Source organism: Sphaerisporangium perillae (genome assembly GCF_023276435.1).
In the GTDB taxonomy this organism is placed as follows: Bacteria; Actinomycetota; Actinomycetes; order Streptosporangiales; family Streptosporangiaceae; genus Sphaerisporangium; species Sphaerisporangium perillae.
This window is the reverse complement of sequence record NZ_JALLPO010000007.1, coordinates 98,840-121,605: the sequence shown is the minus strand read 5'-3', so window position 1 is coordinate 121,605 and position 22,766 is coordinate 98,840. Positions and strand designations below refer to the sequence as shown.

Sequence of the window (22,766 nt, the reverse complement as noted above, 5' to 3'; positions counted from 1 at the left end):
ACCGCGTCAGCCTGTGGAGATCTTGAGCGACTCCAGGCCGCGGATGACGTAGTTCGGCTTCCACGCCGGCTGCTCGACGAGCTCGATCTTGCGGGCCGCCTTCAGCAGGGCGCCGAAGGACTCCACGAGTTCGATGCGCGCCAGCGGAGCGCCCAGGCAGAAGTGGATGCCGGCGCCGAAGGAGATGTGCGGGTTGTCCTTCCGGCCGACGTCCAGCCGGTCGGGGTCGTCGAAGACCTCCGGGTCGCGGTTGGCCGAGCCGAAGAGCAGGGCCACCTCGACGCCCTTCGGGATGTCCACGCCTCCGATGGTGATGTCCTCCAGCACCCAGCGCTCGAACATCTGCAGCGGGGTGTCCCAGCGCATCAGCTCCTCGACGGCGGTGGGCAGCAGCGAGAGGTCGCCGCGCAGCCGTTCCAGCTCTCCGGGGTTGCGCAGCAGCGACCACCAGCCGTTGCCCGTGACGTTCACGGTGGCTTCGTGGCCGGCGTTGAGCAGCAGCACGCACGTGCCGACGAGCTCGTCCTCGGTGAGCGCGTCGCCTTCGTCCATGACCTGCGCCAGCGCGCTGATCAGGTCGTCTCCGGGGTTCACGCGACGCTCGGCCGCCAGCCCGCGCAGGTACTCCGCGAATTCCGACGCCGCGCGCACCGCCGTGTGCTGCGCCTCGGCGGACGGCGCGAGCTCGTACATGCCGCAGATGTCCGCCGACCAGGGCCGCAGGAGGTGCCGGTCGGCCTCGGGCACGCCGAGCATCTCGGCGATGACGGTCACGGGCAGCGGCTCGGCCACCTCGGCCAGCAGGTCGCCGCCCCCGCGCTCGACGAAGCCGTCGACCAGCTCTCCGGCGATGCGGCGCACCCGGGGGCGCAGTTCCTCGACCATGCGCGGCGTGAACGCCTTGGAGACCAGCCGGCGCAGCCGGGTGTGCACGGGCGGCTCGACGTCGAGCATGCCCGCGCGGATCACCCGCCAGAACGGCTCCTGGAAGTCCGGCTCGGGCTCCCGGCCGAACTCCTCGTGCGAGGCCACGTGCAGGTAGGAGCGGCCGAGCCTGCGGTCCCGCAGCGCCGCGTTGACGTCCTGGTGCCTGGCGACGAGCCACTGGCCGGTCGGCTCGAAGTAGCTGACCGGCTCGTCGTCGCGGAGCCACCGGTACACGTCGTACGGATGAGCGACGAAGTCGGGATTCCACGGATCAAATCGCACAAAGTTATCGTAAATGGGATTTCTTACCGGGCGACACCCGCCGCCCGGCCAGGTCAGCCGGGCGAGGTCACGACGCCGGAGTGCCGTCGGGCCGGGACGGCTCGTCGTAACGCTCCCGCAGCTCCACGGGCCGCTGGACGCCCGCCTTCCTGCGCGCCCTGATGTTGAGCAGTTCCACGCCCAGCGAGAACGCCATGGCGAAGTAGATGTACCCCTTGGAGATGTGCTGCTCGAAGCCCTCGGCGATGAGCACGACGCCGATCAGCAGCAGGAAGGACAGCGCCAGCATCTTGATGCTCGGGTACCTCTCCACGAACGCGCTGATCGGTCCCGCCGCGAAGAGCATGATCACCACCGACACGATGACCGCGGCCACCATGACGCCGAGCTCGTCGACCATGCCGACGGCGGTGATGACCGAGTCCAGGGAGAACACCACGTCCAGCAGCATGATCTGCACGATCACCGCCGTGAAGGAGGCGGCCACCTTCCCGCTGGAATGGCCTGGCGCCCCCTCCAGGCTGTCACCGATCTCGAAGGCGCTCTTGCCGAGCAGGAACAACCCTCCAAGGATCAAGATCACGTCTCGCCCGGAGATCGCCTGCCCGAACACCTCGAACAGCGGTTGCGTCAGCCGTACGACCCACGACAGCGCGAGCAGCAACGCCAGGCGGCTCAGCATCGCCAGCCCCAGGCCGACCTTGCGCGCCAGGTCGCGCCGCTCCGGTGGAAGCTTCCCGGCGAGGATCGAGATGAAGATGATGTTGTCGATCCCCAGCACGATCTCCAGGGCGACCAGGGTCAGGAACCCGATCCAGATCTCCGGGTTGGCGATCCACTCCACAGCGCCTCCTCCGTGCCGGTATCCGTGCTGTTCACGGCCCCTCGGGGAGGAGTCCGTCCCCTGTCAACGCACGACGGCCCGGCAAAGTTCGCCATACGCCGGAGGCGTCCACCGCACGCCCGTGAGGTTGCGGAGGCGCGGGGGATCTGGGTTATAGTCCCCGTAGGTCATGAGTGCCAGCGCCAAGCCCCGGCTCGCTGGCCGGCAACCCTCGCGCTCGCGGCGGGGTGCCCCGGGTGAAGACCAGGTCCGGCGCGAGGTGTGCCGGGCAAGCGCGGGCTCCGTCGTTCCAACGCCATGGCCGGGGTCCCATGACCCTAGGAGGCCGTCGTTGTCTGCTCTCACCGTCCTTAACAGCATCTCCCCCGCCGTTTCCGGCACGTCCCCCGCCGCGACGCCCTTCGTCCACGCCGCGGCCGGCGTCCCGGCCTCCCGGGTCGACGGCGACGCCGCCGCCGGTCGGTGGGCCATCCCGGCCGTGCTCGGGGAGGACCTGCTGGTGCCGGTCAAGGGCGGCAGGCTCCTGCCGTACGCGAACCTGGACTACGCGGCGAGCGCGCCGTGTCTCGAGCCGGTGAGCGCCGCGGTCGCCGCCGCGCTTCCGGCCTACTCCAGCGTGCACCGGGGCGCCGGGTACGCCTCCCAGCTCACGACGGCGCGCTACGAGCAGGCCAGGCACACCGTGCGCGCCTTCGTCGGCGCCCGTCCCGGCGACGCCGTCGTGTTCACCCGCAACACCACCGACGCCTCCAACCTGCTGGCCCGCTGCCTGCCGGAAGGCACCACGGTCGTCGTCTTCGAGACCGAGCATCACGCCTCCCTCCTGCCCTGGCCGCATGCCGTACGGCTGGCGCCGCCCGCGTTCCCCGGCGAGGCGGTGCGCGCCGCCGACGAGACCCTCGCGGCCATCGAGGGGCCCAAGCTCCTGGTCGTCACCGCGGCCTCCAACGTCACCGGCGAGCTATGGCCGATCGCCGCGCTCGCGCACATCGCCCACCGGCACGGCGCGCGCATCCTCGTCGACGCCGCCCAGCTCGTCCCGCACCGCCCGCTCAACCTGACCGCGCTCGACCTGGACTACGTGGCGTTCTCCGGGCACAAGCTGTACGCGCCTTTCGGTGCGGGCGCCCTCATCGGCCGGGCCGACTGGCTCGCCGGGGCCGAGCCGTACCTGCGGGGCGGCGGCGCCTCCAGGTCGGTCACCGGGGGCGCGGGACAGAACACCCCGCTGGACACCGAGTGGAGCGCCGACCCCGAGCAGCGGCACGAGGCCGGCACGCCGAACGTGCTCGGCGCCATCGCGCTGGCCGCCGCCTGCGACGCCCTGTCGGCCACCGGCTGGACGCCGCTGGTGAAGGAGGAGGAGCGGCTGGTCGGGCTGCTGCGCGACGGGCTCGCCCGCATCGAAGGCGTCCACGAGCTGTCCCTCTGGGGGCCCGCCCACCCGCGGGTCGGCATCGTGTCGTTCGTCGTCGACGGCTGGACGGCCCGCGAGGTCGCCGAGGCGCTGTCCTGCGAGTACGGCATCGGCGTGCGCGACGGCAGGTTCTGCGCCCATCCCTTCGTCAACCACCTGCTGGACGGCGTCGGGAAGGCCGCGGACGGCACGTGCGAGGACGGCTCGGCCGGCGCCGTGCGGGCGTCCATCGGCATCGGCACCATCGAAGAGCACGTCCAGCGCCTGGTCGCCGCCCTCTCAGATCTTGTCTCCCGGCGCTGACGTGACAGCATGGGCCTTATGACCGAACCTTCCGAGCGGTTCGTGGGGGTCGGGGCCGGGGCCAAGGAGCTCGCCACCGAGGACATGATCCTCAACATCGGGCCCCAGCACCCCTCGACCCACGGTGTCCTTCGCCTGCGGCTCACCGTGGACGGCGAGCGCATCGCCTCCGCCGAGCCGATCATCGGCTACATGCACCGCGGCGCGGAGAAGCTCTTCGAGGTTCGCGACTACCGGCAGATCATCGTGCTGGCCAACCGGCACGACTGGCTCTCGGCGTTCGCCAACGAGCTGGGCGTGGTGCTGGCCGTGGAGCGCATGCTCGGCATGGAGGTGCCGGTGCGCGCCGTCTGGGCGCGCACGCTGCTCGCCGAGCTGAACCGCGTGCTGAACCACCTGATGTTCCTCGGCTCCTATCCCCTGGAGCTCGGCGCCATCACCCCGGTCTTCTACGCCTTCCGCGAGCGCGAGACCCTGCAGGCCGTCATGGAGGAGATCTCCGGCGGGCGCATGCACTACATGTTCAACCGGGTCGGCGGGCTGAAGGAGGACCTCCCGTACGGCTGGCTCGACCGGGCGACGCGGGCGGTGGCCGACGTGCGCAAGCGGCTGGCCGACATCGAGAACCTCATCTACGGCAACGAGATCTTCATCGCGCGCACCCGCGGAGTCGGGATGCTCGACCGTGAGACGATCTTGCAGTACGGCGTCAGCGGCCCGATCGCACGCGCCTCGGGGGTCGACCTCGACCTGCGGCGCGACGAGCCGTACCTGGCCTACGGCGAGCTGCCGGTCAAGGTGGTCACGCGCTCGGCCGGCGACTGCCACGCGCGGTTCGAGGTGCTGCTGGACCAGGTCAAGGTCTCGCTCGACCTCGCCGACGCGTGCGTGGACCGGCTCAGGTCGCTGCCACCGGGGCCCATCAACCAGCGGCTGCCGAAGGTGCTGAAGGTCCCCGAGGGCCACACCTACGCCTGGACCGAGAATCCCCTCGGGATCAACGGCTACTACCTGGTGTCCCGCGGCGAGAAGACCCCGTGGCGGCTCAAGCTGCGCAGCGCGTCCTACAACAACATCCAGGTGCTGCGGGAGATGCTTCCCGGCCACCTGATCGCCGACATGGTGGCCATCCTCGGCTCGATGTTCTTCGTCGTCGGCGACATCGACAAGTGACCTCTCACCTCCGCCGCGAGGCCGATTCCGGGAGAGAGGTTTAACCGCCCGTATCTCGTAAAGAAGGACCCTGCGTAAAGGGATAGGGATCAAGGGTGGCTCCGTGCGAAGCGGGGCCCGGCGCGAAGCCGGGCCCCGCTTCGTGCGTCCCGGCACGTTCACGCGCGGGTGTCGTCGTCCGGTTCCCTCGGGACCTTGCAGCAGTGCTCCAGGAAGAGGGCCGCGCAGATCAGGATCACGCAGGCGAGCAGCGACCCGCCGGCCAGGAAGAAGTCACGCCGGGGAGTGTCCTGGTCGAGCATCTGGAGGACGTGGAAGACGAAGCCCGCGAAGATCCCGGCGAAGGCGGCGCCCACGTACGCCGACGCCTTGGCCAGGGCGGCCAGCCGGGCCACCGCCAGCGGCTCCACCGGCTTGGTGTCGGGCCTGCGCTCGATGCGCGCCTTGGTCATCCATCCGCTGTACGCCTCGCCGACCGCGAGGAGGAGCACGGTGGGTATGGCGGTCCACGGGACGGTCGGCAGGTCGGAGTAGACCTTCTGCAGCAGGGCCCACGTCACGACCGCGAAAACGGCCAACAGCAGGACGAGCACGCCGGGACGGCTCGGTTTCACGCGCGATCCTCCTCGTTTGCCCTTCAGCGACCCGGCACACACGTCAGTGTGACGGCCTACGTCAGTCTGGTGGCTGTAGCGCCAGATCGGGGCGGAGCCGCACGCCCTTCTGGTCGAGATCGGCGAGCAGCCCGGCCACCGACCCCCGGCCGGGAAGCACCGCCCCCGGGTCGGCCTGCGACCACGGCACCAGCACGAACGCCCGCTCGTGAGCGAGGGGGTGTGGAAGCGTGAGCTCGGGATCGCTCGACATCAGGTCACCCACCATGATCAGATCGACGTCGAGGGTGCGTGGCCCCCAGTGCTCCTTGCGCACCCGGCCGAACGCCGCCTCCACGCCGAGAGCCCGTTCGAGGATCGCCTGGGGCCCGAGCGTCATGGTGCTGCCGATCACGACCGCGTTGAGATAGGGGCGCTGGTCGGGCGGCCCACCGACGGGATCGGTCTCGTACACCGGCGACACCGCCACGAAGTCCAGCCCGGGCGCGTCGAAAAGCGCGTCGACGGCGCCTTGCAGCGTGTCGAACCGGCGGCCGAGGTTGCTGCCCAGCGCCAGAACGACCTTCATTGCCGCCTCCTTGTAACCGTCACCACCACGTCGTCGAACGGAAGCGGGATGGGCGCGGCGGGCTTGTGCACCCTCACCTCGACCTCCTCGACCAGCTCGCCGGCAAGGCAGGCGTCCGCCAGGCGCTGTGCCAGCGTCTCTATCAGGTTGACCGGCTCCCCCTCGACGATGCCCGCCAGCCTGACGGCCAGCTCGCCGTAGTCGACGGTCTTGCTCAGGTCGTCACCGGCAGCGGCCGGGGCGGTGTCCAGGTGGAGCGTGACGTCCACCACGAACTCCTGCCCCAGCTCGCGCTCGGCCGGCAGGCACCCATGCCTGCCCCGCGCCCGCAGCCCCACCAGGCTCACCGTGTCCGCGCTCATCGCCCCCACCTCGCGGTCACTCCTCGGCTTCCTCGTCGTCATCGCCCTGCAGGACCGGGGAGCCGTGGTGGGACCAGAGCCGCCAGCCCCCCATGGTCCTGACGAAGGTGTTGGTCGCCACGACCCGGCCCGCCGCGAAGGTGGCGTCCTCGGTGTCGGCGGCGGTCAAAATGTTCTCGGCGCAGGTCAGCACCGCGACATCGCCGATCACGGTCGTGCGCACGTCGGTCAGCACGAACTGGATGTACGGCGTGTTGGCCATGATCAGAGCCCAGGAGCGCAGGACCTCCGACCGCCCGGTCAGCATCGGCCAGCCGGGATGCACGCACATCGCGACCCGGCCCTCTTCGTCGTCGGCCCAGATCTCGGTCATCCGGTCGAGGTCGCCGCCCTCGATCGCGGTGTAGAAAGCCTCGTTGAGCTTCTCGATCTCCGCAGCGGTCGTGCTCATCGGACCCCCTCCCCGTCCAGCCAGGCGGCCGCGACGCGGACGGCGTCGGCGTTGGGACGCACCCGGTGGACCCGCACGCACCAGGCGCCGGCGTGGGCGGCCAGCGCGGTGACGGCGAGCGTGGCGTCGTCGGATCGGCTGAACGGCCTAGGCGTGCCGTCGGGATCGGCGAGCAGGCGACCGAGGAACCGCTTCCGCGAGGCCCCGATGATGACGGGGTAGCCCAGCTCGTTGAGCCTGCCGATGCCGGCGAGCAGTGGCCAGTTGTGCTCCGCTCGCTTGGCGAAGCCGAGGCCCGGGTCCACGATGATCTGGTGCTCCGCCACGCCCTCGGCGAGCACGGAGTCGACCCGCTTGCGCAGCTCCTCGGCGACCTCGGTCACCACGTCGGAGTAGACGGCGCGGCCCTCCATCTCGTGGCTGTGGCCGCGCCAGTGCATCACGACGTAGGGCACGCCCGCGGCGGCCACCACGCGGGGCATCACCGGGTCGGCGAGACCGCCGCTGACGTCGTTCACCAGGGCGGCCCCGGCCCCTACGGCCGCCTCGGCGACCTCGGCGCGCATCGTGTCGACGCTCACCGTCACGCCCTCTTGTGCCAGGACGCGGATGACCGGCTCGACCCGGCGCAGCTCCTCTTCCAGGGACACCCGCGCGGCGCCCGGACGGGTGGACTCGCCGCCCACGTCGACGATGTCGGCTCCCTGCTCGACGAGCTCGAGGCCGTGGCGCACCGCGACGTCGGGGTCGAACGACTGGCCGCCGTCGGAGAAGGAGTCAGGGGTGACGTTGACCACGCCCATGACCAGACAGCGCCCCTCGTGGGGCAACCCCGGCACCCTCCATGTGGTCATGGCGTCCAGCCTAGGTGCTCCCCGGTGACGATCTGTGCCATGGGTCCGGCTTGTGGATAACGAATCGGCCCGACCCGCACGTGATATTCCACACGTGCCGAACTCGGCCCAGAGCGGTCAGCGGCGGCCGAGGATGAGGGCCATCGCCTCGGCACGGGTCCTGTCGCTGTCGCGGAAGTCGCCGCGCACCGCCGAGGTGATGGTCTTGGCGCCCGGCTTGCGCACCCCTCGCATGGTCATGCAGAGGTGCTCCGCCTCGATCACGACGATGACCCCCCGCGGCGCCAGCACGGCCATGAGCGCGTCGGCGATCTGCGAGGTCATGCGCTCCTGGACCTGGGGGCGCCTGGCGTAGACGTCGACCAGCCTGGCGAGCTTGGACAGACCGGTGATCTGCCCCTTCTCGTTGGGCACGTAGCCGACGTGGGCGACCCCGTGGAAGGGGACGAGGTGGTGCTCGCAGGTGGAGAACACCTCGATGTCCTTCACCAGGACCATCTCGTCGTGGTCGGCGTCGAAGACGGTGGTGAGGACGTCCTGCGGAGTCTGCCCCAGCCCGGCGAACTGCTCGGCGTAGGCGCGTGCGACCCGGGCGGGGGTGTCGAGCAGGCCGTCCCGGTCCGGATCTTCACCGATCGCGAGCAGGATCTCGCGAACGGCCTTCTCGATCCGGGCCGAGTCGACCTTGAACGGTTCGGCGGTCACCCGTCAGGCCTCGTCCTGGGGCGCCGGGTGGTGGTCGTTGGTCAGCGTCGCCCCCTGAGCGGCCTGGTTGCCCGCCGGGAGCGCGGCGCCGTTGCCGTTGCCCGCGATCTCCTTGGGCGTCAGGATGGGCGGCCGGTCGGAGGGCAGCCTCTTGCCGTACCCGGAGTAGGACGGGCGCTTCTCCCTGACGACCACGGAGGCGAAGATCTCCACGACCTGCTGGCGGGAGAGGGTCTCCTTCTCCATGAGCTCGAGCACGAGGTTGTCGAGCACGTCGCGGTACTGGACGAGGATCTCCCAGGCCTGGTCGTGCCCGGCCTCGATCAGGCGGCGGACCTCCTCGTCGATCGTCGAGGCGATCTTCTCGGAGTAGTCGCGCTCGTGGCCCATGTCACGGCCGAGGAAGACCTCGCTGTTGCCGGTGCCGAACTTGCGGGCGCCGAGGTGCTCGCTCATGCCGTACTCGGTGACCATGCGCCGGGCGATCGAGGTGGCCTTCTCGATGTCGTTGGCCGCGCCGGTGGTCGGCTCGTGGAAGACCAGCTCCTCGGCGGTGCGCCCGCCGAGCAGCATCGCCAGCTGGTCGAGCATCTCGGACCGGGTGGCGAGGAACTTGTCCTCCATGGGGAGCGTCATCGTGTAGCCCAGCGCGCGGCCACGGGACAGGATCGTGATCTTGTGCACCGGGTCGGAGTTCGGCAGGGCGTGGGCGACCAGCGCGTGCCCACCCTCGTGGTAGGCGATGATCTTCTTTTCCTGGTCGGACATGACCCGGCTCTTGCGCTCCGGACCCGCCATCACGCGGTCGATGGACTCCTCGAGGGTGCCCATCGTGATGAGCTTCTGGTCCTGGCGGGCGGTCAGCAGCGCCGCCTCGTTGATCACGTTGGCCAGGTCGGCGCCGGTGAACCCGGGGGTGCGGCGGGCGATGACGTCGAGGTCGACGTCCGGCGCGAACGGCTTGCCCCGCCCGTGGACGCGGAGGATGCCCTTGCGGCCCTCCAGGTCGGGCCGGTCGATGACGACCTGACGGTCGAAACGGCCGGGACGCAGCAGCGCGGGGTCGAGGATGTCGGGCCGGTTGGTCGCCGCGATCAGGATCACGCCGCCCTTGACGTCGAAGCCGTCCATCTCGACCAGGAGCTGGTTCAGCGTCTGCTCGCGCTCGTCGTGGCCGCCGCCGAGGCCCGCGCCGCGGTGCCGGCCGACGGCGTCGATCTCGTCGATGAAGATGATCGCCGGAGCGTTGGCCTTCGCCTGCTCGAACAGGTCGCGGACCCGGGAGGCGCCGACGCCGACGAACATCTCGACGAAGTCGGAACCGGAGATGGAGTAGAACGGCACGCCGGCCTCACCCGCGACCGCGCGGGCCAGCAGGGTCTTGCCGGTGCCGGGCGGGCCGTACAGCAGCACGCCCTTGGGAATCTTCGCGCCGATCGCCTGGAACTTGGCCGGGGCCTGCAGGAACTCCTTGATCTCCTGGAGCTCCTCGATGGCCTCGTCGGCGCCCGCGACGTCGGCGAAGGTGGTCTTGGGGGTGTCCTTGGTGATGAGCTTCGCCTTGGACTTCCCGAAGTTCATGACCCGGGAACCGCCGCCCTGCATCTGGTTCATGATGAACAGGAAGATGAGGACGATGATGACGATGGGGAGGAAGCTCACCAGCAGCCCGACCAGGAAGTTCTCGGTCGGCACGGTGACCTTGTACCCGCCGGGCAGCTTGCCGGCCGCAACCTGCGTCTGGAGCTGCTTCTGCAGCTCGACGCCCTGCCCCTGGACCCAGTACGCGTAGAAGCGATCTTCGCCCTGAACCTTCTGGGCGGTCTTGATCTCTATGCGCTGGTCCTTGTCAACGATCACCGCGTTGTTGACATTGCCATTTTCGATCTGGCTGATGACGAACGAGGTGTCCTTCTGGGCATAGTTGCTGTTGCCGCTCCAGAATGTGGAGGCGAGGAGGAGCAGCACGACGATGCCCAGGATCCACAGCAGTGGCCCACGTGTAAATCGCTTGAGATCCATCCGATGCGGAACCCCTGCGGGCCCGTCCCTTCCTGAACACGGCCTGACGCCCCGGGCGAACCCGGGGTTAGCGGCATCCCGAACCGCTCCTACTGACTGCCCGGAGGCAGTCGAACCTCCGGAGACATCCGAAGGTACACCGGGGCGCGGCGCAGGGTCACTGCTCCGGCGACACCGGCTTTGTCCTACCAACGTACGTCAGGTGGCCCCGTGTTCCCCACGAGGAGACCGAATGACGACGTATCTCACCAGTTGACGGCACAGAACTTCGCTCAGGGCTTACTCCGCACCGTATACGTGCCGCGCCAGGGTGCCGATGAACGGCAGATTGCGGAAGCGCTCGGCATAGTCGAGCCCGTATCCGATCACGAATTCGTTGGGGATGTCGAACCCGACGTATTTCACATCGATCGGCACCTTCACGGCCTCCGGCTTGCGGAGCAGGGTGCAGATCGCCACCGAGGCGGGGTTGCGCGACTGGAGGTTGTGCACCAGCCACGACAGGGTCAGCCCGGAGTCGATGATGTCCTCCACCACGAGGACGTGGCGCCCGGCGATGTCGGTGTCGAGGTCCTTGAGCGTCCGGACGACGCCCGACGACTTGGTGCCCGCCCCGTACGACGAGACGGCCATCCAGTCCATCTGGACTTCGATGTGCAGCGCGCGCGCCAGATCGGCCATGATCATGACCGCACCCTTGAGCACCCCGACGATCAGTAGGTTCTTGCCCTCGTAGTCCGCGTCGATCTGTCCGGCGAGCTCCTTGATCTTCGCCTGAAGTTCTTCCTCGGGAATGAGGACCTTTTCCAGGTCCTTGCCCATGTCGGCTGCGTCCACCTGGGGTTTTCCTTCATGAGAGGGTGCTGGCGAATATCAGGGTGCCATACCGCCGGACCACTCCCACCCCCCCGGGTAGCTCCACCAGCCGCTGCCCGCGCCATTCGGTGACCAGGCGGTCCACCTGCTCGATGTGGACGGCCGCCAGAGCCGAGGCCGTCGCGCCCGCCGCGAGGGCCGCCCGCTGGATCACCCTGCGGCGGACCGCGGCGGGAAGTTCCTTCAGCCCCTCGACCGTCAGGTCCACGCCGATGCCCCTGAGCCGGGCGTAGACCTCGTCCGCCCAGTCGTCCAGCGCGTCGGCGTCGTCTCTGCACAACCCGGCGGTACGCGCGAGCGCCTCGGTCACGCCGGGCCCGAGCGCCCCCTCGAGCACCGGGAGGACGTCGTGCCTGACGCGCACCCGGGCGTACGCGGAGTCGGCATTGTGTGGATCGTCCCAGGGAGCCAGGCCCAGGGCCTCGCACGCGCGCCGGGTCGTCTCCCTGGCGACGCCGAGCAGCGGCCTGCGGTAGATGCCCCAGGCCGCGGGCATCCCGGCCAGGGAGCGGGTGCCGCTCCCCCGCGCCAGCCGCAGCAGCACGGTCTCGGCCTGGTCGTCGCGCGTGTGCCCGAGCAGCACCGCCGAGGCGCCTAGCCGTCTCGCGGCCGGCGACAGCGCCGCGTACCTGGCCTCCCGCGCGGCGGCCTCCGGCCCGCCGGCCTTGCCCACCGTCACGGTGAGCGCCTCCGCCGGCGTGAGGCCGAACCTGGACGCCAGGCCCACGACCTCCTCCGCACGCTCGCGCGAACCCTCCTGCAGGCCGTGGTCGACGGTCAGCAGCCCCGCGCGCAGCCCCTGCCGGGGCGCGGTGAACGCCAGGCAGGCGGCGAGCGCCAGCGAGTCGCCGCCGCCGCTGCACGCGACCAGGACGAGGGCGCCCTGCGGCAGATCGGCGAGCGACAGCCGTACGGCACGGCGGATCTCCGCGACGGCGGGATGCGGTCCCATGCTCCTAGTTTGGTGCGGAGCGGGACCTACCCGTGCCCGTTCGCCGACGGGAGCTCGGGGGCGTGCACCACGCGGGCGATCCACTGCTCGGGATTCTTGATCTCGCTGTGGTCGGGCAGCGTCGTGGGCGAGCCCCAGACGCGGTTGAACCCGTCGATGCCGACCTCGTCGACGACCTTGCGCACGAACGCCGACCCCTCGGCGTACTGCTTCAGCTTGAGCTCGACACCGAGCAGGCGCCTGATCGTCTTGTCGAACCGGGAGCCGCCCTCCCTGCGGTGCTGGAACTTCGAGCGGATGTCGGCCACCGATGGCACCACGGTGGGCCCGACGGCGTCCATCACGTAGTCGCCGTGCCCCTCGACCAGGGTCATCACCGCGGTGAGCCGGTCGAGGATCTCCTTCTGCTCCGGCGTCTGGATGGCGTCGATGAGGTTGCCCTCACCGCCCTTGAGCGCGTCGGCGACGGCGTCCGAGGCCGCGCGCAGGCGCTCCAGCATGGTGCCGAGGTCGATGTCGGAGGCGAGGAGGAACTCGGTCATCTGGGCGCGCACGTACTCGCGCAGCCACGGCACGCCGGTGAACTGCACCCGGTGGGTCTCCTCGTGCAGGCAGACCCAGAGCCGGAAGTCGCGGGGGTTGACGCCGAGCTCCCGCTCGGTGTGCACGATGTTGGGCGCGACCAAGGTCAGCCGCCCGATGGGGGAGCGTCCGCCGGGGTCGGGCGGCAGGAACAGCTCGTACTGCCCGAGCACGCGCGTCGCCAGGAACGCCAGCACCGCGCCCACCTCGACGCCGGTCACCCGGGAGCCGACGGCGCCCACGATGGCCGGGATCTGGGTGCGCCGGGAGGTCATGCGCTCGGTCAGCGGCTCCAGGACGACCCGGAACCCCTCGACGTTGGCGCGGATCCAGCCCGGGCGGTCGACGACGGTGGCCTCCTCGGGCTCCGCCGCCCCGTTGATGCGCGCGAACTCCTGCACGTGCCCCTCGGCCTCGCGCGACAACCGCCGGAGCTCGGTGACGGCATGCCTGGCCTCCTCTCGGGTCACCTGTGGCCCGGGTCGGACAAGGCGGACACCAGTAGAAACGGCCAGATCCCAGTCGATCACCTGCATATTCACCACCGTACGTCGTGCGGTGCGGTTATGAGCAACCGCACCCGCTGACGAGCGCGGCCAGCCGGTCGAGCGCCGCCACTGCCCCGTCGGGATCGGTCACCTTGTCCGCCATGAACGCGAAGGCCACGAGCCGGCCATCGGCGGTCCTGGAGAGTCCCGTCAGGGTGTTCACCCCGTTCAACGTGCCCGTTTTGGCCCTCACCACTCCCGCCGCCGCCTTGCTGTCGCGCTTGTCGTACCGGTGGCCGAGGGTGCCGGTGAACCCGGCGACGGGCAGCCCGCTGATGACGGCGTGCAGGTGCGGGTTGGCCGGCGAGGCCGCCAGGGCGATCAGCCGGGCGAGCGCGGCCGGGGTGATGCGGTTGCGGGTGGACAGCCCGCTGCCGTCGTAGACCAGGACGCCGTCGGCGACGCCGAGCCTCTTGAGCGTGCTCTGCATGGCCTGCGCGACGCCCGAGAACGTGCCGGGCCTGCCCTCCTTGACCGCGACGAGGTGGGCGAGCGCCTCGGCCAGGTCGTTGTCGCTCTGCGTCAGCATGTGCTCGACCAGCTCGTACACCGGCGGGGACTCGACCCTCGCGATCTCGCGGGCGGTGGACGCCGTCTCGTCCCGCTTGACCTGCTTGCCCACCTTGAGGCCGTAGCGCCGCAGCAAGGAGGCGAAAGCCTCGGTGGCCGACTCCGGCGGGTCGGCGTACCGCGCCGAGCCGCCGGGGTTCTGGCGGCCCTCGTCGATGGTGAGCGCGGTCACGGGGGCGACGCTGCCCTCCGGCACGTACCCCGGCTTCCAGCCGGGCGCGGTGCGCGGCCCGCTGAACAGCGAATCGTCGTAGGACAGGCTCACAGAGGTGACGCCCGCCGCCTTCAGCGCGCGCGCCGTGCGGGAGGCCAGCATGACCAGCGAGGCGGAGCGGGGATAGCCGGGCGACCTCGCGGCCTTCGGACCGGCGAGCGTCGGATCGCCCCCGCCGACCAGCGTGATCGTGCCGGGCTTCTCCTGGACGACGCGCGTGGCGACCCGCGTGTCGGGGCCCAGGGAGGTCAGCGCCGCGACGGCGGTCACGATCTTGGTGGTGGAGGCGGGGGTCAGACCCGTGTTCGCCGCGCTGCCGAACAACGTGGACCGCCCGCCGACGTCGATCACGACGGCGCCGACGCTGCCGCCGAGCGCGGAGTCGCCCAGCGCGCGGGTGAGCCGGGCCGCCAAAGTACCCTTTCCCGGAAGAGGTCCGTCAGGAGCCGGTGGCAGCACCGGGCCCGCGGTCACGATGGCGACGGGAGCCGGTGTCGGCGTGACGGTCTTGGCCGGGGCCTTCGTGGCGAGATCGTCGCCCGGCCCACCTGCGAGAACGTATGCGCCGGCGGCGCAGACGAACGCCTGCAGCAGGGCGAGGGTCGCCACCGCTACCAAGCGCTCGCGCCGCACCACCTCACCGACCTCTTTCCCGCATGCGTCATCCTGGATATACGCCTACGAGACATTAACGCCCGCCCCGGACTGCCCGGGAGGCTTGAGCGGAGGAACCGCAGTGGAGTTCGACGTTGTCGTTGAGATCCCTAAGGGACAACGCAACAAGTACGAGGTTGATCACAAGACGGGCCGCATCCGGCTGGACCGTCTTCTTTTCACCTCCACGCAGTACCCCGCCGACTACGGCTTCATCGAGAACACCCTGGGTGAGGACGGCGACCCGCTCGACGCGCTCGTCCTGCTCCAGGAGCCCACGTTCCCCGGCTGCCTGATCAGCTGCCGGGCCGTCGGGATGTTCCGGATGACCGACGAGAAGGGCGGGGACGACAAGGTCCTTTGCGTTCCGGCCACCGACCCCCGCATGGAGCACATCCGCGACATCCACCACGTCCCGGAGTTCGACCGGCTGGAGATCCAGCACTTCTTCGAGGTCTACAAGGACCTCGAGCCGGGCAAGTCGGTCGAGGGCGCCAACTGGGTCGGCCGGGTCGAGGCCGAGGTGGAGATCCAGCGCTCGATCAAGCGCGCTCTCGATCACGAGGAGCCGGCCGAGGGTGAGGAGCCCGCCGCGGGCGAGGAGCATCCGGTCATCGACGAGCACTGATCGCCGTCCGCGCCCGTCCGCGCCGGCGCTGTACGGCCGCGCGGCACGCCATGACGAAGGACCGGCCGCCGCGGCCCGCCGACACCAGGCAGGCGAAGCACCACGCGCCCGTGCTCACGTGGCGACCCGGTTCTTCGGCCGGACCACGCCGACCATGTTCGGGCGCCAGATGGAGGCGATGCGCACCACGTCCCCTCTCTTGGGGGCGTGGACCATCTGGCCTCCGCCGATGTAGATGCCGACGTGGGCGATGGTGCCGGGGTCGCGCGTGCGACGCCCGAAGAACAGCAGGTCGCCCCGGCGCAGCGAGGCGAGCGGCACCCGCCGGCCCGAGGTCCACTGGGTCCCGGTCCAGTGGGGCAGGGGCACCCCCACCCGCTGCCACGCGCGCATGGTGAGGCCCGAGCAGTCGTACCCGCGCGGGCCGGCGGCGGCCCAGACGTACGGCTTCCCGAGCTGGGTCAGCGCCCAGTTGGCCGCCCGGTCGCCGAGCCGCCCGCCCGTCACGGGCCGCCCCGACCAGGCCGCCCATGACCCTGGCGACCAGTAGGCGGTGGCGGCGGGGTGGGCGCCGGTCAGGGCCCACGCCGCGCACTCCGAGGTTCCTACCAGGCCGCAGGCGAGGACGATCGCCACAGCGGCCGCACGGCGTCGCACATCCCGTGGCATGCGCACCCCTCTCGACTCGCCAAGGTGAGGATGAGGCGTGGCGCGGAGTGACATCGCGCCACACAGTCCACAGGATTCCCACCGGTCACGCTCCGCACACGCCTTTCGCTACTCTCCGTGACCAGGCGAGGTCAGGCGAGGTCAGGCGAGGCGGAGCAGGCGTGAGATCCACGGGCGGACGCCGGCCGGTGGGGGCAGAGGGCTGCGAGGGTAGGTGAAGACCGGCGCCTCGCGTCCGTACGCGGCGCCCAGCTCGGCGGCCTTGCACCAGTCGGCGACCGTGCGGCACGCCGCCCACGCGGCGCCCAGGGCGGGCCGCGCGTCGGCGTGCCGCTCCCAGATGCGCATCAGCGTGACGGTCGCCTGGGCGGCGGTGTAGCCGTCGTCGGGATAGGCGGTGCCGGCGAGGTAGGGCGCCGTGACCTGGCCGGCGAACCGGGTGTCCAGCACCCAGGTCCAGTTGGAGACCACCAGGCCGAGCACAGGGTCGGGGATCGCGGTGGCCGCGGTGTACATGAGGTGCTGGCGCGGCCCGGTGAGGCGGCGGCCGGGCCAGAGCCAGGCGACGTCCCCGGGAGCCTCGCCGTGCGACAGCCAGGAGAGCACGGCCAGCCCGCGAGCGGTCTGCAGGCGGCACAGCTCGAGCAGGTCGCGCAGCATGCGCGGCCCCGGATCGTGCCAGACCGGCCAGTCGACACGGTGGACGCGGGGGACGAGGCGGGTCAGTTCAGGCGCGACCGGGCGCGGGAAGACCCTGCACCCGAGAGGGGAGTCCTCACTGAGGGTGAACACGGCCCACGGCCTGAGGCGGGGACGCCGGGCTGTCCGCCGGAGGGGACGCGCCGTCCGCCGGAGGTGACGCGCCGTCCGACGTGGCCGGCGGCGGCGAGGGTGAGGTGCCCGTCGCCGTCGGGGTGGGCCGGGCGCTCTCGGGGCAGGGGCTGCGCCGGGGACGGTGCTGATGGTCGCCCCTCGGGCCGGGCCTGCCCGGCGGCCGCTCCCGTGGCGGGCCGGGAGGCGTGGCCGGGGGCCGGGGCGTGGCCACCGGCGGGTCCACGCTGGTCGGACCGCCGGTCGGCCTGTCCGCGGGCTTGTCCGTGGGCCTGTTCGTCGGTTTGTCCGTGGGCTTGGTCGTCGGCTTGTCCGAGGGCTTGGCCGTCGGGAACGAGGACGGCGCGGACGACGACGGGGCCGGCGCGCGCGGCGGCCGGGCGGCGAGCCCGCCGGCGGGCTCGAAGACCGCGATGGGCACCGCCGACGCGGGCGAGGGCTCGGGCGGCGTGTCCCCGGCGACGGGGGTCAGCGACGAGGGAGGCTCGGCGGCGGCCGAACTCGCCGGCGCCTGCCCTGCGGAAGGAGGCCGGGGCGCCGGGAAGGCGCCGTAGACGTTCCCAGCGAGGGGTGCGTCGGCCTGGCGTACGGCGCCGGCGAGGACTACAGCGGCGATGACGATCGCGATCGCCGCCACAGTGCCCGCAAGAATCTGAGGCCGCCGCCGAGACCCTTTGGTCTCGCGGGCCGGGAAGCCGTCGGCGCCGAGCAGGCCGGTGCGGCGGGCGACGAACCGGCGGTAGGGAACCAGCTCGGGGTCGATGAAGCAGCTCATCACGCGCACGCGCAGCGTCTCGGGCAGCCCGGCGAGCGGAAGCAGGTTGAAGACCTTGGCGGCCGAGACCTGGCGCTCGCGGTGGGGGGCGCAGACGGTGCAGTGCTCGATGTGCGCGAGAAGCCGCTCACGCCTCTCGGTGTCGAGCGTCCCGGAGAAGCCGGTGAGGATGTGCGCCCTGCCGGCGCAGTCGGGGGAGGCGTTACGGGCGAGGATCTCGGTGGTGACGAGGTCCTGCAGCCGGTCGCAGGCGGCGTGGCGGAGCTGCTCGGCCTGCGAGGCCGTGATGCCGAGCACGGCGCCTAACTCGTCCTCGGGGATGGCGTGACGGGTGAGCAGATCGAGGATCTCCCGCTCACCGTCGGGCAGCGCTCCGACGGCGTTCATGGCGACCAGCCGCAGGTCGGCGTCCGGGGCGTCGGGCGGGACCGTGCCGGGCGCCGTCTGGTCGCCGTCCACCGGCTGGAGTGCCGATCTCCTGCGCAGGCACTCCCCTCGCGCGAGGGCGTAGAGCCAGACCCGTAGACGCTCGGGAGCGGCCAGCGCGTGGACGTGGGCCTCTGCCGCGATCAGCGTGTCGCGCAGGGCGACCTGCGCGCTGTCGGAGTTTCCGAGCAGCGCCCAGGCGTATCTGTAGATGCTCTCGGCGTAGGTGTCGTAGAGGGCAGCGAGGGCCCCCGGATCGCGGGCGCGGAGTGCCTCGACCAGGACGCTGTCATTCATGTCACCGACAGTAAAGGTTCGGTAACTCCTCGCTCCACCGCTTCCCGGACAATGACCTGCCTTGTATTAATACCGTAATGAAAGTCGGCAAGATTGTTTGGGATGGCCCGCGTCCGATATGGCCATCAAATTCGACAAATCACCATTAGTGGGGTCGGTGGGCGAAGGTGCAGGTGAACGGCGGTGGAACATCGCCCCTTTTCATCACCTTATGGTGCCACTTTTCGCATGACGACTGATTCCGCCAAGCCTGCCATTAGCCCCGAACGGGCTCCCGCCGATCAGGCGGAGGCGTGCAATCCGGCCTGCTCGCAACCTCGCGCCAGGGACGCGAGCCCGAAGGCCTCGACCGGTCCCACCGCTCCACAGGCGGCCACGCCCTCGGTGGCGGCGGTGACGGCCCCCCAGGCCAGCACGCGAGCGGTGAAGTCGTACGGGTCACCGCCGTACAACTGGACCGTGGCGATCTTCTTGCCACCCTTGTCGTAGGCCTCGGCGACGATCTCGGAGGTGATCCCCTCGCCGGCCGTGGCCGGCGCGCCGTCGCGGCCCGCCGTTCTGATCACGCGGTCGGCGACGGCCTCGGTGACCCGCTTGGCGCCGGGGATCGCCGCGATGAACGGGGTGGCCCTGGCCAGCACGCCCGCGGCTCTGGTCAGCCCGCCGAGCCAGCCCAGGTAGACGTTGACCTCGCGAAGCCCGGAATGCGTCCGGGGCAGGGCGAAATGCTCGGAGGCGCCCACGGACAGCGCGTGCCGGCTGCGGCCGTTCACGGTGAAAACCCGGGTGCGTCCGTGCTCGCGGAGAATGCGGCCGTCGCGGAAGCCGTACATCGGGTCCAGGACCATGCCGAGAGCGGAGGCACGCGTGCCCGCGCTGGCCCGGCGCGCCATGTTGCCGCGGACGAAGTACCCGACATCCACTCGAACCGCTTCCGAGCCCGCCTCCTGGAGCGCGAGCGACGCCGCCAGGTTCCCTGGCACGTAGTCATATCCGAAGGCGGTGAGCAGCGTCGCGCCCGACGCGGCCGCCGCCGGGCCGTACCGCTGGAAGATCCGCCTGATGAACGTCGGCTCGCCCGTGGAGTCCAGATAGACGCCGCCCGCCTCGATCGCCGCCTCGACCGCGGGCTCCCCCCAACGGGCGAACGGCCCGACGGTGGAGATCAGCACGGTCCCCGGCTCGATGATCCGCCGGAGCGTGGCCGGCCGGTTCACGTCGGCCACGGCGGTCGGCAGGTCCACCGGCAACGATGAGGCGAGCGCCTCCAGCCGCTGCGGGTCGCGTCCGGCCAGCACCGGGTGGGCGCCGCACGCCAGAAGCGCGTCGACGGTGAGCCGGCCGGTGAACCCGGTGGCACCGAACAGGACTATCCGGGGGGAAGTCATGTAAGTACCGTAACCCGCCGGTGATTTCAAGATCCATAGTGGGGCGGGCCGGTCGCCGCCGGAAATGGGAACCGTCAGCCCGGCGCTCACGGCCGTCGGTCGACCGGCATCGCCTGGTACCCCCGGTCCCTCGCGAACGGCGGCGTCTTCGGCCTGGCCGTGCTCGGCGGCATCGCGCCGCTCATGGCCAGTTCCTCGTACGGCCTGCCGCTCGATCCCCACGTGCGGGCGGTGATGTCGGTGCGCGTCACCGGGCCCGTGCCGTTGAGGCTGTCCACCGTGAGGACGAACCGGCGAGGGGACCCCGCGTGCACGTCGTCCACGTATGTGCTGGCGCCGCCGACGAGCCGGCCGGCGGCGTCGCGCAGCAGCGCGGTCACCACGAGGCTGGTCGCCGCCTTCTGGTACGGGTTGCCGACCGCGCCGGTCACCAGGTAGGAGCCGTTGCCGAGCTTCTCGGTGTTGGCCGACGAGATCGGGAACGGCACGAACGCCGAAGGGATCCGCGACGCCAGCCGCCACTGGGCCGGCTTGTAGGTCAGCTTCACGTCGACCGGCCTGGCCGACGCCGTCGCCTGGCCGGTGAACTTCAGCGACCCCGACGGCGGCACCGCGTCCAGCGGCTGCTCCATGCGGACGACCTCCTTGCCGGCCGCGTCGCGTCCCACCACCGTCGCGGCGACGTTCTCGCCGAAGTACCAGCGGTTGGGATTGCCGATGACGCCCGCCCACGTCACCACGTAGCCACCCGTCCCCTGGGTGACCGACGACGTCTGCTCCTTGATCACGAGCGGCTTGAGCGGCGGCCGCTTCGGCTCCGGCTCGCCGCCGCACCCGGTGAGCAGCGCCGCCGCCGTCCCGAGCGCCAGTACGAGTGCTGTCGTAATGCTTCGACTACGGTGGGTCACAAGGCCGTCATAGCCCGGCTAGTCGGGCGTGACTCCTCCGACACGCGCAAGCCGTACCAAACCTTTAACGGCCGCAGGGGCCCGCTCAGCGCTCGCGGGCCACCCGCGCCTCGTCCCACACCGGCTCCGGAGCCTCGTACACGCGGCCGTCCGCGCCGAAGACCAGGTAGCGGTCGAAGTCGGCCGCGAACCAGCGGTCGTGCGTCACGGCCAGGACCGTGCCGTCGAACTGGTCGAGCCCGTCCTGCAGCGCCTCGGCGCTCGCGAGGTCGAGGTTGTCGGTCGGCTCGTCCAGCAGCAGGAGCGTCGCGCCCGACAGCTCCAGCAGCAGGATCTGCAGCCGGGCCTGCTGGCCGCCGGAGAGCGTCTCGAAGCGCTGCTCGGCGATGCTCCCCGCCAGCTCGTAGCGCGCCAGCGCCTTCATCGCCTCGTTCTTCAGCCTGGCGTGCTCCTTCATGACGATCTCGCAGGGAGTCCGCCCCTGGAGCTCGGGCCGGGCGTGCGTCTGGGCGAAGTGCCCCGGGACGACCCGCGCGCCGAGCCGGGCGACACCGGTGTGCCGGACCTCCTCGCCCGCGACGAGCCGCAGGAAGTGCGACTTGCCCGAACCGTTGGAGCCGAGCACCGCGACCCGCTCGCCGTACCAGATCTCCAGGTCGAAGGGCCGCATCAGCCCCGTCAGCTCCAGGCCCTCGCAGATCACCGCCCGCTTGCCGGTGCGGCCGCCCCGCAGGCGCATGCTGATCAGCTGGTCCTTGGGCGCCTCCTCCGGCGGCCCGGCCTCCTCGAACCGCCGCAGGCGCGTCTGGGCGGCGTGGTAGGCCGGGGCCATGCCGTCGTTGTACATGGCCTTCTGCTTCAGCATCACGACCAGGCGCTTGATCTTGGCGTGCTCCTCGTCCCAGCGGCGCCGCAGCTCGTCCAGGCGCTCGTTGCGCTCCCTGCGCGCGGCGGCGTAGGTCGCGAAGCCGCCGCCGTGCACCCACACGTTGCCCGACTCGACGGTGACGATGCGGTCGGCGGCGTTGGCCAGGAGCTGACGGTCGTGGGAGACGAGCAGGACGGTCTTCGGGGTCTCCCTGAGCGCCTGCTCGAGCCAGAGCTTGCCCGGCACGTCCAGGTAGTTGTCCGGCTCGTCCAGGAGCAGGGTCTGGTCGGGGCCGCGCAGCAGCGCCTCCAGCACCAGGCGCTTCTGCTCGCCGCCGGACAGGGTGTTGACCTCGCGGTACTTGACGTTGTCGTACGGGGCGCCGAGCGCGGCCATCGTGCAGGTGTCCCAGAGCACCTCGATGTCGTAGCCGCCGGCGTCGGTGAAGTCCGTGATCGCCTGCGCGTACCGCATCTGCGTCTTCTCGTCGTCGCGCTCCATCATGGCCAGCTCGGTCTCGCCGAGCTTGTGCGCCGCCTCGCGCACCCGTTCGGGGGCCACCGACAGCAGCAGGTCCTGGACCGTGCGGTCGTCGCGGATGCTGCCGATGAACTGGCGCATGATGCCGAGGCCGCCGGAGCTCGCGACGCTGCCTTCGACCGGCCGCACATCGCCCGCGATGAGACGCATCAGGGTCGTCTTCCCCGCGCCGTTCGGCCCGACCAGGGCCGCCTTGACGCCTTCGCCGACGCGGAAGGAGACCTCGTTCAGCAACGGGCGTCCGTCCGGTAGTACGTACGTCAGACGGCCGACTTCTATGTGCGCCACGACGATCCTCCCCAGCCTTCTCGCGGAGGTTACCTATTGCGGGGATGTCCCGCACCCGGATATCCGGCGGCCCGAGGGGCGGGGCGACGGGCGACATTAGCGAAATATGGCTGTACGGCCTGGCGGCAGCGGAAAACGCCTTTCGCCGCTCCCCCGTGGCGGCGTATGGTGCGGCCATGACATGGCGACATTGATCCTCACCTGAGTCGAGGCTCGCGGGCAGGCTCTAC

General features: G+C 70.8%; 22 protein-coding genes and 1 riboswitch. Of the genes, 3 read left to right on the top strand and 19 right to left on the bottom strand.

The genetic code is table 11. The features are described 5' to 3' along the window. Nucleotides 1–6: 6 nt before the first annotated feature. Both MYF83_RS08885 and MYF83_RS08880 read right to left on the bottom strand, forming a co-directional pair. Nucleotides 7–1,209, bottom strand: coding sequence for a cytochrome P450 (locus tag MYF83_RS08885; RefSeq protein ID WP_248959745.1), 1,203 nt, complete (start codon nt 1,207–1,209; stop codon nt 7–9). A gap of 67 nt (nt 1,210–1,276) precedes the next feature. Then, nucleotides 1,277–2,053: a TerC family protein gene (locus MYF83_RS08880; RefSeq protein ID WP_248959744.1), complete on the bottom strand. Its 777-nt coding sequence runs from the start codon at nt 2,051–2,053 to the stop codon at nt 1,277–1,279. A gap of 165 nt (nt 2,054–2,218) precedes the next feature. Further along, a riboswitch (SAM riboswitch) is annotated at nt 2,219–2,334 on the top strand. Nucleotides 2,335–2,411: 77 nt separating this feature from the next. On the opposite strand from MYF83_RS08880, the gene MYF83_RS08875 reads away from it, so the two are divergent. Next, nucleotides 2,412–3,773 carry an aminotransferase class V-fold PLP-dependent enzyme gene (locus MYF83_RS08875; protein ID WP_372500117.1) on the top strand — a complete coding sequence of 454 codons (1,362 nt, stop codon included), beginning with the start codon at nt 2,412–2,414 and terminating at the stop codon, nt 3,771–3,773. An 18-nt stretch (nt 3,774–3,791) separates the two neighbouring features. Further along, on the top strand, nt 3,792–4,946 hold the full coding sequence (locus MYF83_RS08870) for an NADH-quinone oxidoreductase subunit D (RefSeq protein ID WP_248959743.1): 1,155 nt from the start codon (nt 3,792–3,794) through the stop codon (nt 4,944–4,946). A gap of 158 nt (nt 4,947–5,104) precedes the next feature. Here MYF83_RS08870 and MYF83_RS08865 read toward each other — a convergent pair whose 3' ends face one another. From MYF83_RS08865 to dacB, 11 genes are all read right to left on the bottom strand, one after another. Beyond that, nucleotides 5,105–5,560 carry a DUF3180 domain-containing protein gene (locus tag MYF83_RS08865; RefSeq protein WP_248959742.1) on the bottom strand — a complete coding sequence of 152 codons (456 nt, stop codon included), beginning with the start codon at nt 5,558–5,560 and terminating at the stop codon, nt 5,105–5,107. Between the two features lie 61 nt (nt 5,561–5,621). After that, the gene (folK, locus tag MYF83_RS08860) at nt 5,622–6,128 is read right to left on the bottom strand and encodes a 2-amino-4-hydroxy-6-hydroxymethyldihydropteridine diphosphokinase (protein ID WP_248959741.1); all 507 of its coding nucleotides are present in this window, start codon (nt 6,126–6,128) and stop codon (nt 5,622–5,624) included. Then, the gene (folB, locus tag MYF83_RS08855) at nt 6,125–6,490 is read right to left on the bottom strand and encodes a dihydroneopterin aldolase (RefSeq protein ID WP_248959740.1); all 366 of its coding nucleotides are present in this window, start codon (nt 6,488–6,490) and stop codon (nt 6,125–6,127) included. The genes folK and folB overlap by 4 nt, the downstream gene beginning before the upstream one ends. A gap of 16 nt (nt 6,491–6,506) precedes the next feature. Further along, nucleotides 6,507–6,941 (bottom strand): nuclear transport factor 2 family protein, encoded by a 435-nt coding sequence (locus MYF83_RS08850; protein WP_248959739.1) that lies wholly within the window; start codon nt 6,939–6,941, stop codon nt 6,507–6,509. Beyond that, a complete protein-coding gene (gene folP, locus MYF83_RS08845; protein ID WP_248959738.1) occupies nt 6,938–7,795 on the bottom strand; it encodes a dihydropteroate synthase in 858 nt (285 codons plus the stop codon). The genes MYF83_RS08850 and folP overlap by 4 nt, the downstream gene beginning before the upstream one ends. Before the next feature lie 117 nt (nt 7,796–7,912). Beyond that, nucleotides 7,913–8,500 carry a GTP cyclohydrolase I FolE gene (gene folE, locus MYF83_RS08840; protein WP_248959737.1) on the bottom strand — a complete coding sequence of 196 codons (588 nt, stop codon included), beginning with the start codon at nt 8,498–8,500 and terminating at the stop codon, nt 7,913–7,915. Between the two features lie 3 nt (nt 8,501–8,503). Next, nucleotides 8,504–10,522, bottom strand: coding sequence for an ATP-dependent zinc metalloprotease FtsH (gene ftsH / locus MYF83_RS08835; RefSeq protein ID WP_248959736.1), 2,019 nt, complete (start codon nt 10,520–10,522; stop codon nt 8,504–8,506). A gap of 279 nt (nt 10,523–10,801) precedes the next feature. Then, nucleotides 10,802–11,359 carry a hypoxanthine phosphoribosyltransferase gene (gene hpt, locus MYF83_RS08830; protein ID WP_248959735.1) on the bottom strand — a complete coding sequence of 186 codons (558 nt, stop codon included), beginning with the start codon at nt 11,357–11,359 and terminating at the stop codon, nt 10,802–10,804. A gap of 13 nt (nt 11,360–11,372) precedes the next feature. Continuing rightward, a complete protein-coding gene (tilS, locus tag MYF83_RS08825; protein WP_248959734.1) occupies nt 11,373–12,350 on the bottom strand; it encodes a tRNA lysidine(34) synthetase TilS in 978 nt (325 codons plus the stop codon). 26 nt (nt 12,351–12,376) lie between these two features. Then, on the bottom strand, nt 12,377–13,468 hold the full coding sequence (locus MYF83_RS08820) for an Rv3626c family coenzyme F420 biosynthesis-associated protein (RefSeq protein WP_248959733.1): 1,092 nt from the start codon (nt 13,466–13,468) through the stop codon (nt 12,377–12,379). A 28-nt stretch (nt 13,469–13,496) separates the two neighbouring features. After that, nucleotides 13,497–14,900 (bottom strand): D-alanyl-D-alanine carboxypeptidase/D-alanyl-D-alanine endopeptidase, encoded by a 1,404-nt coding sequence (dacB, locus tag MYF83_RS08815; RefSeq protein WP_248959732.1) that lies wholly within the window; start codon nt 14,898–14,900, stop codon nt 13,497–13,499. Nucleotides 14,901–15,000: 100 nt separating this feature from the next. Between dacB and MYF83_RS08810 the strand changes: the two genes are divergently transcribed. Next, nucleotides 15,001–15,546, top strand: coding sequence for an inorganic diphosphatase (locus MYF83_RS08810; protein ID WP_248959731.1), 546 nt, complete (start codon nt 15,001–15,003; stop codon nt 15,544–15,546). A 114-nt stretch (nt 15,547–15,660) separates the two neighbouring features. On the opposite strand, the gene MYF83_RS08805 is transcribed toward MYF83_RS08810, so the two are convergent. The 6 genes from MYF83_RS08805 to MYF83_RS08780 form a co-directional block, all read right to left on the bottom strand. Then, nucleotides 15,661–16,215 (bottom strand): C40 family peptidase, encoded by a 555-nt coding sequence (locus MYF83_RS08805; RefSeq protein WP_248959730.1) that lies wholly within the window; start codon nt 16,213–16,215, stop codon nt 15,661–15,663. 141 nt (nt 16,216–16,356) lie between these two features. Then, the gene (locus MYF83_RS08800; protein ID WP_248959729.1) at nt 16,357–17,007 is read right to left on the bottom strand and encodes a hypothetical protein; all 651 of its coding nucleotides are present in this window, start codon (nt 17,005–17,007) and stop codon (nt 16,357–16,359) included. Continuing rightward, a complete protein-coding gene (locus tag MYF83_RS08795; protein ID WP_248959728.1) occupies nt 16,991–18,544 on the bottom strand; it encodes a hypothetical protein in 1,554 nt (517 codons plus the stop codon). Before MYF83_RS08795 ends, MYF83_RS08800 begins: the two co-directional genes overlap by 17 nt. A 281-nt stretch (nt 18,545–18,825) precedes the next feature. Beyond that, entirely contained in the window at nt 18,826–19,932 is a 1,107-nt protein-coding gene (locus MYF83_RS08790) for a saccharopine dehydrogenase family protein (RefSeq protein ID WP_248959727.1), read from the bottom strand. 86 nt (nt 19,933–20,018) lie between these two features. Beyond that, a complete protein-coding gene (locus tag MYF83_RS08785) occupies nt 20,019–20,840 on the bottom strand; it encodes an FxLYD domain-containing protein (RefSeq protein ID WP_248959726.1) in 822 nt (273 codons plus the stop codon). An 85-nt stretch (nt 20,841–20,925) separates the two neighbouring features. Continuing rightward, nucleotides 20,926–22,536, bottom strand: coding sequence for an ABC-F family ATP-binding cassette domain-containing protein (locus MYF83_RS08780; RefSeq protein WP_248959725.1), 1,611 nt, complete (start codon nt 22,534–22,536; stop codon nt 20,926–20,928). Between the last annotated feature and the right edge of the window lie 230 nt (nt 22,537–22,766).